General features: G+C 54.3%; 5 protein-coding genes. 4 read left to right on the forward strand and 1 reads right to left on the reverse strand.

Annotated elements, in window-relative coordinates; translation table 11 throughout:
- The first annotated feature begins 127 nt into the window (after positions 1 to 127).
- Positions 128 to 2,026 carry a TonB-dependent receptor plug domain-containing protein gene (locus MDHKLMBL_RS05520; RefSeq protein ID WP_274540921.1) on the forward strand — a complete coding sequence of 633 codons (1,899 nt, stop codon included), beginning with the start codon at positions 128 to 130 and terminating at the stop codon, positions 2,024 to 2,026.
- A gap of 15 nt (positions 2,027 to 2,041) precedes the next feature.
- Here MDHKLMBL_RS05520 and MDHKLMBL_RS05525 read toward each other — a convergent pair whose 3' ends face one another.
- The gene (locus tag MDHKLMBL_RS05525; protein WP_104270297.1) at positions 2,042 to 2,698 is read right to left on the reverse strand and encodes a response regulator; all 657 of its coding nucleotides are present in this window, start codon (positions 2,696 to 2,698) and stop codon (positions 2,042 to 2,044) included.
- Positions 2,699 to 2,832: 134 nt separating this feature from the next.
- On the opposite strand from MDHKLMBL_RS05525, the gene MDHKLMBL_RS05530 reads away from it, so the two are divergent.
- Genes MDHKLMBL_RS05530 through MDHKLMBL_RS05540 form a run of 3 tightly spaced genes read left to right on the forward strand, consistent with a single transcriptional unit; the run spans position 2,833 to position 13,333 of the window.
- Positions 2,833 to 3,798, forward strand: coding sequence for a peptidylprolyl isomerase (locus MDHKLMBL_RS05530; RefSeq protein ID WP_104270298.1), 966 nt, complete (start codon positions 2,833 to 2,835; stop codon positions 3,796 to 3,798).
- Positions 3,795 to 5,624 (forward strand): hypothetical protein, encoded by a 1,830-nt coding sequence (locus MDHKLMBL_RS05535; protein ID WP_104270299.1) that lies wholly within the window; start codon positions 3,795 to 3,797, stop codon positions 5,622 to 5,624. The genes MDHKLMBL_RS05530 and MDHKLMBL_RS05535 overlap by 4 nt, the downstream gene beginning before the upstream one ends.
- A gap of 11 nt (positions 5,625 to 5,635) precedes the next feature.
- Positions 5,636 to 13,333: a hypothetical protein gene (locus MDHKLMBL_RS05540; protein ID WP_104270300.1), complete on the forward strand. Its 7,698-nt coding sequence runs from the start codon at positions 5,636 to 5,638 to the stop codon at positions 13,331 to 13,333.
- Positions 13,334 to 13,338 lie beyond the last annotated feature (5 nt).

Consider the following 13,338-nt stretch of genomic DNA (forward strand, 5'->3'; position numbering starts at 1 on the left):
AAACCGGGTTTCGGCGGTATTGATTCTGATTGCCGGCTTGACAGTTAGCGGATCCCCGAAGGCAGAACCCGCTGACGAAACTCATTTTTTCACGGACATACCCGTGGGTGTCACTGTTTCGAGAATGATGCAGCCGGCTAGCCAGTCGGGTGCATCAATGACTGTTATAGATCAGGATATGATCCGTGCATCCGGTGCCACGGAAATCGCCGATTTGCTGCGGCTGGTTCCCGGTTTTCAGGTGTCGGGCGCTACGATCAGTTCTCCCTATCTTGTGGCTTATCACGGTCAGTCGGATATTCTTCAACGTGGCCTTGAGGTGATGATCGACGGTGCCTCGGTTTACAGTTCCTATCTGACCGTGGACTGGCAGACCCTCGGTGTTGCCATTGAGGACATCGAACGAATCGAGGTTATCAGGGGTGGTGGCGCGCCAACCTACGGCTACAACGCGTTCACCTCGACGATTAACATCATCACGCGCAAGCCCATAGGCACTCCGGGTGTTTTTTTCAGTGGATACGTTGGATCGCGCGACAGTCGCGGAGCAATGATGCGATACGGGGCCGGCGATGGACCGTTGCATTACCGGCTTACCGGCAGATATGAAGAGACGGAGGGCAATCGCGGAAGGTCAGATGGCAAGGCCCTGGGTTTCCTTAACCTTCGAAGTCAGATCGCCTTGAGCGATAGCGACGAGCTGGATGTTGCCCTCTCGGCAAGCGATGGCGACCTTGATAACAACGCGGATGTTCCGGTGCTGCTACCGAATACATCTCGCGATATGAGGGCCGACAGGCAGCGGCTGCGTTGGACTCGTACGCTTGGCAGGGATCGCGATTTTTATGTGCAGTTTTACCGGCGTTATTCCGAGCAAGATGATCGAACAAGTCTTGGCCTGCTTTCCGATTTGCTGGGAGTCACGCCCGCAGATATTCCCTTGTTGTTCGACGGGCGCCAGGATCAGGAGGTTCAGACAGGCGTTTACACGTTTCAGGAAAAACGTCACGACATTGAGGTGCAGTATCGCGACTACCACCCGGGAGCTGTCAAATGGGTTCTCGGCGCCGGTGGGCGGCAGGAAAGTATGCGTAGCTTCGACACGTTTGGGGATGACGCATGGCGAACGGATAACAGTTATCGGGCATTTGCCCAGGCAAGCATTCCACTGACAGAGCAATGGATCGTCAATGCTGGCGGTGTGTTGGAACGAGGCGATCTCTATGAAACGGGAGCGTCCTATCGACTGGCCTTGAACTATATGCCGTTCTGGAACCACACCTTCAGGCTTGGCTTCAGCCACTCAGAGCGAAAGCCGACGCTTTTTGAGGAACACTACCGAAGCGCCTTGTACTTTGACGACGGCACTGTGTTGAGACAAATCACTTTTTCCAGAGGTGGGCTGGAGCCGGAGGAGCTGGACGTTATTGATCTGGGCTACATAGGGCAGCTTTTCAACAATGGCCTGTTCGTCGATGCACGTATTTTTTATGAGCGCCTGGACAACCAGTATCGAACTGAAACGGATCGGACCTCTTCTTATCCTGGCTACCTGAATGATGGTGTTGAAATCTGGTATGACGGGAGGGTCGGGGTGGACACCTGGGGGCTTGAGGGGCAGCTGAAGACTGAGCCATGGCGCGGCGGTCAATTGAGTTTCCAGTTTGCTTTCCTTCGAAGTGAGGACCGTTACGATGTGATTGATACCGGCCTGATCAGCAGGGAGAATCACGTCCCGGATGCAACACTGAGTCTGCTTTTTGCACAGAAGCTGAACCATGGGATAGAGGCCAGCCTGGGGTATTATTTCCTGGATGACATGTCCTGGAATGGAGATGCAGACCTGGGGGTTTCACCTGTCATTGCCCAAACACATCGTCTGGACCTTCGACTTGCCAAGAGAGTGGCGCAGGATTGGCTACTCGAGGGTGTCGTTCAGAATCTGACAAATCGCTATGAGCGAGATGTTAGAGGCGAAAGCGCTCAGGATCCCAGGTTTCTGTTCAGGGTTTCAGCGCAGTTCTGAGCTTGATCGCTGCGGTCACATCGACGTTCCGGACGTCAACTCCTGCGCCTTCATGACTGCCTGGGTTCGGTTAGAGACACTGAACTGGTCGTAAAGCTTCGCGAGGTGATTCTTAATGGTGTTTGCCGAGATGTGAAGCGTATTCGCCATTTCCTTGTTTGATTTCCCCTGGGCCAGCAGCTCCAGAATCTGACGCTGGCGGGGTGTGATGCCGGTCAGTTCAGTGTCTTCATCTTCGACGAGAGGCGGAATAAAGACTCCTCCAGCCAAAACCATTTGAAGGGCGTCTTCCAGCACCGTTGTTCCCAGCGACTTGTATACAAAGCCCGACGCTCCAGATTCGATGGTTTTAAGAACAAGGTTTCGGTCGGCCGAGGCGGAGAGGATAAGAATCGGCGTTTCAGGCAGGAGCTGGCACAGTTTTGAAACCATTGGCAGACCGTTTACGCCCGGTAACGAGAGATCGATAACCGCGAGATCAAGATCGCGGTGGTCTTCGGCAATACTGATCGCCTCGTCGCCGGTTTCAGCTTCCAGAACCGTCGGGTTATCGAGCAATTTCTTCAACAGAATGGAGATTCCGTCCCGTATCAGCTCATGATCATCTGAAACCAAAATCCGCACTTTTGATGCCCGCCCTTTCGTTTCTGTCCATCCCGGACGCTCTTTCATTATAGCCAACCGGATAGATGCAAAAACTACCCAAACGGACTATTACCGCCCTGTAATCCTTTTACTAAGGTCAGTAGATCAGAAAACTGGTGGACCGGGCTCTGACGTGCCCGCCATCCCATGGAAGGCGAGCCATGCCAAAAGAACGCATTCTTATCTATTCCTCACTGCTCACCATTGCTCTGGCTGGAGCAGGGTTTTACGCCTTCAAGCAGTTCTCCGATTCCCGCCTTTCAGAGGATGAGGTGGCCCGTATCGGAAACTCTGTCATCACTGCTGACCAGTTGAAGGCTTACATGGGACAACGCAGCTCGGCCTCGAACGCTCTGGACATCAAAAAGCAGTTGCTCCAGGAAATGATTGAGAGGGAAGCATTGATTGCAACCGCCATTGACGAGGGTTACGAACAGGATCCGGCGGTTGTGCGGGCGCTGGAAAATGCGCTTATTGCCCGGTTTCGCGAGCGGCAACTGAACCCGGCCATTGAAAGGATCAGGGTTAGCGAGGATCAGGTCAGTCGTTATTACCAGGACAACATTGCGCGCTACACCACGCCCGCCCAGAAGCGGGCTGCCATCATCAAGTTTGAGCTTGCTGACAATGCACTTGCGGCTGAGTCGAAGCGGGTGGGTGAGCTGGCCCACCGAGTTCAGAAGCTGGCGTTGAGTCAACCGGAGGCTGTTCGGGGCTTTGGTTCCCTCGCCGCACAATATTCCGGCGACCAGGGATCCCGATATGTGGGGGGCGATATCGGGTGGCACGCCGAGCAAAGCCAGAGCCTTGATCCGGCTCTCGCCGCTGCGCTGTCAGGTATCACAAAACCGGGAGAGATCTCCGCGCCGATCAATGGCAGGGACGGGCTGTACCTCCTCAAGCTGATGGACATCCGGGGCGAACGGATAACGCCTCTGGAATCGGTCGCGAGCAACATTCGGATCCAGTTGTTGCAGCGGATGCGAATGGAGCATGAGGCCGACTGGCTCAAGGCTACAGTCGCAAGTGTGAAGCCCGCCGTTGTCAACGAATCCGTGTTATCACAGATGGTGGTAGTACGTGACGAAGAAGTGGCCGCCGTCAGGCCACCGGAGCTTCCCCAATGAACAATCCTGAGCCTGCAACCAACAAGAATCCCGGTCCCGGGGGCATCCAAATGACCATCAAGAAGCTTTTTCATCCGTTGGCTTTAACCCTGATCATCGCCTGCTCTTCATTGCCGGGCCTTGCCCTGGCCGAGGTTGTTTGCAGCGGAGGGCTTAATTGCACTCAGACGATCCGTCTGACGCCTGGCTGGAATGCAATCCATGTAAAAGTCGCTCCCGTCAATGATGCGACCGAGCAGGTGTTTGCGGACTTTGTGGATGGCAGCGGGGCTCAGATAAGCAGCGTCTGGACCTGGCTTGCACAGCGTGCAAAGGTCGATTTCATTCAGGACCCTGATGCCGAAAGCATGCTGAGTGCACCGGGTTGGCTGCGTTATTTTCCACCCGCAGCGCCGCAGGCATTCCTGAGCAATCTGTTTTCGGTGCAGGCGAATCGGGCGTATCTGGTGAAGCTGGAGGGCAGCTCTGAGGCCACGCTTTCCATAACAGGGCGCCCGGCAGTGCCCAGGATTAACTGGCAGCCGGGAGAGTTCAGCCTCACCGGTTTCCACGTGGATCCGGCAAATCCCCCGGTTTTTTCCGATTTCCTAGCCGGATCGCCTGCTCACGCCGGGCAATCGATCTACCGTCTGGTGGGCGATCAATGGCAACAGGTAAATCCTTCCAACACCGTGATTGATTCGGATACCGCTTACTGGGTTTTCAGCGACAGAGGCAGCAATTTTGTCGGGCCAATGGACATCGATCTGCCACAGGTTGATCGAATGGAATTCGGCACGGTTCTAGAGCAGTTAACCCTAAAGCTCGAAAACAGTCTGGACGTTGCCCATACCGCGACATTGCAACTTCTGGGTGGAGCCCCGGGGATGTTCTACGCCAACCCGGATCCGGTGTCGGAGCAGTCCTGGCTACCGCTCGGTAACGGCCTGGCGATTCCGGTCGGCGCTGAGGGAGAGAGCAGGGTGCCGCTCGGTGTTCGACGGGCAGACTTCGAGCCTGATGATTTTGGACAAACGCTTGAGATCAAAAGCACCTCCGGTGCTCGCTGGCTAATCCCGGTGACAGCCTCGGCGCCGCAGCTTAACTCCTTGTGGGTGGGAACCGTAACGATCAACCAGGTCTCCCAGGTTCATAACTATCTACGTACCTGCACCACAGAACCAACAACACTCGAACCAATCGATGCGGACGGTGACGGAACTGTCGATGTTGAAGCGGAGGCCGTCATCATTGGCAGCAATCCGGGGTCGGGCAGTGATTTGTGCACAGATGCCGAGGGCTTCCCTGTATCCCAGTCCAGCGAGCTGGGTGCCGTCGCCGCCAACTTCTCCTTCCGGGTCATTATGCACCGCGAAAGCGGTCAGGTGCGTTTGCTCAAGGACGTCATCCAGATGCGTGCGGATAATGGTCGCTACGTGCTTCTGACGGACGACAGCCTGGTTCCCAACTTTCGGGGAGCGGTATTGAGGGATGGCGAACTTGTGGGCAGGAGAATGAGCACCATGGCCTATGATTTTGCCGGCGATACCCTCGCCATGGCTGGCGGCCTCGATGGCGTGCTGACTGCAGACATCGTGCTGGCAGTCGACGCGCCGACCAACCCGTTCCGACATTACTACCATGCCGACCACGGTGGCGATGGTTACGAGGTGACCCGCCGTATGGAATTTACCTTTGGCTCTGTTGGTGAAGGTCTGGGCGCAAACTACGACGTGAAGCAGGGCACCTACCGGGAAGTGATCTCCGGGCTTCATAAAGAGCAGATTGTCGCGGCCGGAAGCTTCACGCTTCGCCACGCTGCGCAAATTGATACGTTGAATCAGTGAGGACTTCGGTCATGGAAAACAAACACCATTACTACGTGTTCCGACGTTCTTTGATGCTTTCCCTGATTGCTGTAATGCTGGGATGCCTTTTCGCGAGTCCGGTATTTGCCAATTGGCCGGCACAGTTCGGGGGAAGTGGGCAGCAACGCCTGTATGACATTGCAGTTGATTCCAGAGGAAACAGCGTCACGCTGGGTTCTTTCAATGGCACGATCGAGTTTGTTAATTCAGAGGGAAATCTCGAAACATTTATTGGTGATTCACCGGAAAATCTGTATGTCGCAAAGTATTCCAGCCAAGGCGATTTGGTTTGGGCCAAAGTTGTTAACAGTGCTGCGATCATTTTCCCGGAAAGCCTGGAAATCGATGCCTCTGATAGCGTTTACATCTCCGGAGGGCTTAATTCCGCTGGCTCGGCAACGATCGCCGGAGTGGATATTGCCGCGAACAAGTCATTCATAGCAAAACTCAATTCATCCGGCGGCTGGAACTGGGCAAGGAGCTACGATCAGGTTGGCGTAAAGTTGACCGTTCCCAAAGGTGGCAACGGAATCTATGTGGCGTCTCAAGAACGCCAGAGCCAGGACATTCTCAAGCTATCGCGTTTATCGAGGAGCAGCGGTGATGAGGTATGGAGCCTCGCAGTCGACAGCGTGACAGGCACCGCCGGTGCCAGTCAATTCATCTCGGCCAACAAGATTATAGCAGAACCCCGTGGTGATGGATCCAGTGATCTATACATTGACTTCAGTATATTCGGTATTACCTCTGTGTGCGGGAACGCGACCTCGGCAAGCAATCTAGTCGCCCGAGTTCAGGAGGTTATACAAAACGGCAATCCCAACGACCCTCAGAGCACCACTACCTATTCGCTGGACTGCCGATGGGTTTGGGATGGACCGGGCTCACTGCAAACACAAACGGACATCACTGTTACTGATACGGACGTCTATCATGCGTCCAAACGCGTCCGTCGGATCAGTGCAGCTACAGGAGTGACGGTATCAGAGCAGGGATTTGAAACCGGAAGCTTCGCGGACATCTATTATGGCTCATACGGAGATCAGGGTGTTTCGATTGAGTCTGACGACTCGGGTAATGTCTATTACTCGGGAATTTATACTGGAACCCCCAGTCTTATCGGATACGGCCCGTTGGCTGAAGCGATACAACCTTCAATATTCGTGGCCAAACTGGGGCCGGATGAAACCTGGCGGTGGGTCAACTCGATATCACGACCGATCGGTCATTATGATGTTACAACCGATAGCCTCAATTCCAGGGTAGCTCTGAGTGATAATGGCGTTACCCTGTCAGTTGCTTCCGCGCTAACAGGTTCTGCGGTTTTCGCATCAGAGGAACTGGTATCTTCGGGTTTTCCTACTGAAGCACCGACTAGTCCCGTCTCGGGTCCAGAAGATGTTTTTCTCGGTCTGTTGGATGCAGCAGGCGGTAACTGGTTAATACCTGTTGATCAAATCATTGGCCAAGGAATTACCCCTCCAGACAACGCACTGGTTGAAGCGCCAACAGTTCTCATCAACGGTGAAGTTGCCACCGACGCCGGAGATTACACCTTTTGGAGTGCAGCCGATTCCACGCTGTATATCATCGGCGAACCTCCGGGTTTGCTAACGCTGCAATGGCGGACTTCAACTGAATTGGACCCCGATAACCCTGATAAAAACACCACCAGGATTATCGTCGAGCCTGTTTTGCCGCCTGTTGATCTTATCCAGACCCATATCGCCGATACAAAGGCCGTTTTGGAGCCTGTGCATCAACCAAACAATCCGAATTTACCCATGCGATTCGCTCGCGTTGCCTATCCACCGAGCAGCCTTGGCCTGGTCTCGGACGGTAACTTTAGCCGCTCAGAGCCAGTCGGCAGTCAGTCTGATTATGTCGTCTTGCATTACGTGGCTACCAATACACCTGACGAAGAGGTAGACATCCAGACTCAATCACCGGTATTTCAGGTGGTGTATACGAAGCCTTGGGACGATTCGGGTTCTCTCCAGACCAGTAGTGATTGCCGGATTGGATCGGCTTTGACAAGCAACTTACATGAAGATTCAACGCGAAACGGCCATATTGTTTTCGAGACCGCTCGTTACGATGCCGGGCTTCATAGCCGAACAACAGGCATTGGGCCAATCTTCCCAGTCAATAGAAGCAGCGCTATCGACAACGCGATGGCGGTAGTCTGGTACCGTGAAAATGCATTGGGTCAAAGCTGGGCTGATGCTCCGGTTCGATATGCCTGCCAATGGCCACAGGTCGGGACTGCTCAGGGGGATGCCAAGAGTCTTGTAATTGCGGACCAGCAGGGTTCAGGCGCGCTACCGCCAAACTATACCAATGCTTCGATCTACAACCAGACTGTCCCAGAGCTTCCCGGCTTTAATGCCAACGAAGAACACGCGTTGTTACTCGAAAATACGGTGTTTGCCCTGCGCAATGACCTGAACCAAGTCATTGCCGATAACAATACGTTGTACGCCTCTGAACCCTATACGATTTTGAAGTACCTTGATTCGAGCACAAGTCGTTGGGCATTTCAGGTTTACCGCATTGAAGCGCGAACGGCCGATGCCCCTTTTGGCCCAGCAGCCGCAAATCCAATCTACGCAAATAATGGGCTTTACACATTGACGGCCGGGAATCTCCTCCAGTTGCCGAAACCCATACTGGCGTTTGGTGTTTGCGAAGAGAACTCCATTACGGATGTTAATCAGGCCGGTTGGGAAGACCACAAGGGCAGCTTCTGGGCTCGCGCCGAAGGACAAGTGACGGCTCAGTACTACTACAGTCTACAGAACGAGTTTTACTATGACCTGAACAACGACGGAGAACCTGATCAAGAGTCCGCTAGTTGTGTACCGTGGCTGGATCGTCTAGCCAATACTCCGGAAAGCACTGCAGCAGGAACACCAGTGAATGTTCGGTACGAGTTTAAATGGCCGGACACAGTTCCAGTCATGGCGCCCGGCGAGACGGTGTTCTCTTCAAAAGAAGCATCATGCTCCTCTCCGTCGCCGGAAAGATGTTTCCTCCCTCAGATCAATGGCCAAGCAGCGGCGCAGATCATCTATGATGAAACGCTGGAAACCGTTAATGCGGCGCCTTCGGGTTCGCTCGTGAAGCTGATGGATCCGATTAGCGATCGTTCGGTTCCGTTGGAGGCGTTAAGTGGTCAACTTGCGACCCTTTCGCAAGGTGGAATCACCTATTTCAGTGATCTTCCCTTCGTAATTCGAACCCGTCTCAGCTACGACCCGATCAACAGAACCCTGAGCTTCAGGGGTTGGTTCGATGACAGCCAGATCGGTGATCCTCAGTTGCTCCCCAATATAATGACGACTCGGGAGCGTGATCGAATTCTGTCCCTACCGGGTGCAGATCAGGCGTTTTCTGATGCCGTTAACCAGCTTTATCACCTCTCTCGAAATCCGAACGGGCTCAATCTGGACGGCGATCCGCAGGATGCTCCAGATGAAGCGTATCTGGTCGGCGTCCAGCCGCAATACCTGGGGCAAGGCATTGACGAGGACGGAGACGGAATCGCAGACAATTTCGCTGACGCCGATAACAACAAACGGGATGATCGCCTCGATGATCCTGCTTTTGTGCTTCCGCCAACCCAGTTCGTCGTAAAGGTGGAAGACAATACAGTGGCGGAACCCCAGGCTTTGCTGGGCACCCCTATGGCATTGACCGCAGGGCGCCCGACTGGCGCAGGCTACGTGACAGTCGCGTTTAATAATGATCCCAGCCTTGGCTCATTGCCCGTCAGTCTGCAGGTCTTGCGGATGGATAATAGCAATGGCGTATACCAGGGCAATATCTGGGTTGTGCCTTCCGATAACATTTTTGAGGAGGCACTTACGCTGCGGCACAGCGGCGATTTTGCCGGAGATCCGGATCTGGTTGATTTCGAATGGTACTACCAGCCTGATACCAACGGACAACCTGATTCACCGCCGGTACCTGGCGATCCTGTTTCACCCTGGAAAATCCATCCGGACTCGGGCCCAGGTGCGTTGGATATAACCATTGAAGGCCCAGGCCTCCTGACGCTGAGTGACAACTGGTTTATCACACGTTACACAAACCTCGGCGGTACCGAATACGGTAACGATATGATCCCAAGCGCTTGGGCAGGAGATCCAAGTTACGACCCTTCCGCGCCGTCTTCTGACTCAACGGTTCTGGCAAAAGGCATGCTCGCCACAGGATGGATAAAACGGGTTATTGCCGGATTGAATCCATTTGATCAGCGCGTCAGTGATTTCCGTGAGGCGGAGGTGAACACGCTGACAAGCATGATCGCGCAGGCTGGCGAGCCCTATGCCGGCCCAATCCCCTTTAACCCAGACCCGGAAGTAGTGAATGGTGTAGGAATCATTGAGGCATATCAGACGGTGTTGGAGCGTGGTAAGGACCTCAGTATTAACGCCGGGTTTGACGATATCGCCGCGAATACCCAGTTGCTGAACGTGGCGACCAGAATTGCCGATCTGTACATGCTGCTTGGCAACGAAGCTTATGCAGATGCGCAGGATCCGACAATTGGTCTTGAGGCAGACAGCGAGCTGGGCAGCGTCGCTTCCTCGCTCTTTGCATTCAAGAACCAACTCCAATCGCCGTTGGAAGAGGAACTTGTTCTGTTACGGGGGCGTGATGATAGTCGAGCGGGTGTCTCCGGCTACCCGGTCCATAACCGCCTGTTCTGGAACTTTACCCAAGGCAATGGCGAAGTCGCCTACGTGCAGAATTACCGGATAACCGATCAGAACAAGGACGGATTCATTACGGAGACCGATGCCCGGACTCTCTACCCGCAAGGACATGGGGATGCATGGGGGCATTACCTCAGTTCCGTTAAGAGCCGGTACATTCTGTTGCAAGAACCGAACTTCACCTGGAAACCCAGAGCCGAGTCTGTCCTGGTGGCAGGTGTGCCAATTGAGGTCGACTACCTGGACGAACGGAAGTTTGCCCAGGCTGCTGCCGCCAAAGCAAAAGCAGGCTCGGAGATTATTAATCTCACCTATCGCGAGAAATATGTGGAGGCACCGTCTGGGCAATGGCAAGGCTATAAGGACACTGCAGATAAAAATGATCGGGCCTGGGGTCTGGATGGTTGGGGTCGTCGTGCCGGGCAGGGTGCGTATTTTGACTGGCTGACCGCCAACGCCATTCTCCCGGCGGTGGACGAGCTCAACCAGGGGATCGAAAAGGTTGACCGCACAACCGTCGTGGAGCTTTCCCAGATTGTAGATCAATATGGGGCAGTCCAGGCACAGCTCGACCAGGCCGACGCCGGGTTGAATCCTTTGGGTTTGGCCAAGGGCGTTGTGCCTTTCGATATTGATCCGAACTTTCTTGAGGTCGGCTCGGGTATTCAGGGAGAAAGCCATTTTGACCAGATAGCGCAACGGGCACAGATAGCTCTGGATAACGCCGTAGAGGTCTTCAACTTTGCTAACCAGCAAACGCAGTCTGTTCGCTCGGTGCAAGACGACGCGGATGAGCTGAATAATTCCGTGATTCAGCAAGAGAGAGACTACCGGAACCGTCTGATTGAAATATTCGGTTATCCCTACGCTGGTGATATTGGTGGCGGCAAAACCTATCCGTCGGGCTACGCAGGGCCGGATCTCTACCATTATATGTACGTCAGTACCGAATTAACCGGGGAGTTGCCGCCCCCGGACGGCTCTTTCACAGGCTTCTATTCCGGGATTACCTTTGGAGGGAGCGAAGGATTTGTGTTTCCGGGTGATGGGCTCACTGGCGCTTATGAAAACGTTGGGGACACATTGCAGGTCGATTATCCCGTCGCCCAAGGCGCCGACTGGCAGTTTGTTGCTCCGGCAAGCTGGGGCAAGCGTCGGGCTCCCGGCCGCGTTCAAAACGCGATATCGGAAGTTTTGCAGGCTCAAGCGCAACTCCAAAGAGCGGCTAAAGAGCATGAACTCCTGCTGCTTGAAGTGACGGATGCCGCTGACCTTGTTAAAGCCGAATACCAATTGAATTTGGATGAAATAGAGATTTTGCAGAAAAAGGCGAACCAGATTTATAGCCTTGACGCTGCACTTGTCGTAGCGAAAGCAGCTAACCTGACCGCTAATCTCGCAGCACAGGCAATCAGCGATGGTGCCGATGCCGCAGGAACGGCCATTCCCACAACGGTCGGTTTCTCAAACGATGTTTTCAGTGCGGTTCGAGGAACAGTTAAAGGTATCGAAGTAGCTGCTACTAATACATTTAATGTCTTGGCATCTGGTGCTGAACTGACTGAATTTACTTTGGATATCGGTAAAGAAGCCGTTGAATTACAGACGGATATAGCCCTTTCCGCCGACACAACCAATGTTGCACTTGTCGATAGAATAAAAGAGTTGGAACAACTCTGGCGCGAAGAGGCACTGCTGCGATTAGAGCTGTTTACCCAGGCCGAGGTGGTAAACCAGAGCCTTGGCAGCTATTACGAAGTCCTCGCCGAGGGTCAGCGCCTGCTGGAAGAGCGCCGCTCGTTCCGGGTATTTACCGCTGGTGATGTTCAGGCCAACCGTTACAGTGACCTCACGTTCCGGATCTTCCGCAATGATGCCCTGCAGAAATACCGTGCCCAGTTTGATCTGGCTGCGCGCTATGTCTATCTGGCAGCAACCGCCTACGATTACGAAACCAATCTGCTCGGTGATGATGCCGGTTCAGGCCGCAAGTTCCTGGCGGGTATCGTGAGGCAGCGCGGGCTGGGGCAGGTCATCGATGGTGTGCCTATTGCCGGCACACCCGGCCTTGCAGATGTTCTGGCACGACTGACCCAGAATTTCGATGTCTACCGTGGCCAATTGGGCTTCAACAACCCGCAGGTGGAAACCAACCGGTTCTCGCTACGCTACGAGTTATTCCGCAAGCGTCTTGACCCCGACGATCCGAACAGTGAACTTGTCAGGTTGCAGACCAATCAGGAATGGCGTCAAAAGCTTGAAGAGAGCCGGGTTGATAACCTTTGGGATATTCCCGAGTTCCGTCGCTATGCCAGGCCCTTTGCCCCGGAAAGTGCGGGGCCCCAGCCAGGCCTGGTGATTCGCTTCCCGACAACCGTGAATTTTGGGCTCAACTTCTTTGGTCGGGAACTGGGGGCAGGCGACAGCGCCTATGATCCAACGAATTTCGCGACCAAGGTACGGGCCGTAGGCACCTGGTTCGAAGGCTACAACGAAACCGGCTTGTCTAATACGCCTCGCGTCTACCTGCTTCCCGTGGGCATGGATATTATGCGCTCGCCCACTGGCGACACGCTTGCGACCCGGGAATGGCGGGTGGTGGACCAACGGTTGCCTGAACCCTTCCCGATAGGCGCATCGGATCTGACCAATCCCGAGTGGATTCCAATCAATGACTCCCTCAGTGGCACTTATGCGGATATCCGCCGGTCCTCAAGCTACCGCGCCTATCACGACAGTGGCGAATATGATCCCGCCCAGACTGCCAGTGATACGCGCCTGGTGGGACGGTCGGTCTGGAATACGGACTGGATGTTGGTGATTCCGGGAGGCACCCTCAATTACCTGCCTGATGAAGGCCTGGATCGTCTGATTCATGGACAGCTCACACCGGAAGGCACACGTGATGGCAACGGCATCTCAGACATCAAGTTGCACTTCCAGACTTACGGCTACTCAGGGAACTAAGGTGA

Source organism: Marinobacter flavimaris (genome assembly GCF_002933295.1).
Lineage (GTDB): Bacteria > Pseudomonadota > Gammaproteobacteria > Pseudomonadales > Oleiphilaceae > Marinobacter > Marinobacter flavimaris.

Excerpts from the sequence above, each read along its gene's own strand:
- MDHKLMBL_RS05520 (WP_274540921.1), top strand. The coding sequence starts at position 128 with ATGCAGCCGGCTAGCCAGTCGGGTGCATCAATGACTGTTATAGATCAG.
- MDHKLMBL_RS05525 (WP_104270297.1), bottom strand. The coding sequence starts at position 2,698 with ATGAAAGAGCGTCCGGGATGGACAGAAACGAAAGGGCGGGCATCAAAA.
- MDHKLMBL_RS05530 (WP_104270298.1), top strand. The coding sequence starts at position 2,833 with ATGCCAAAAGAACGCATTCTTATCTATTCCTCACTGCTCACCATTGCT.
- MDHKLMBL_RS05535 (WP_104270299.1), top strand. The coding sequence starts at position 3,795 with ATGAACAATCCTGAGCCTGCAACCAACAAGAATCCCGGTCCCGGGGGC.
- MDHKLMBL_RS05540 (WP_104270300.1), top strand. The coding sequence starts at position 5,636 with ATGGAAAACAAACACCATTACTACGTGTTCCGACGTTCTTTGATGCTT.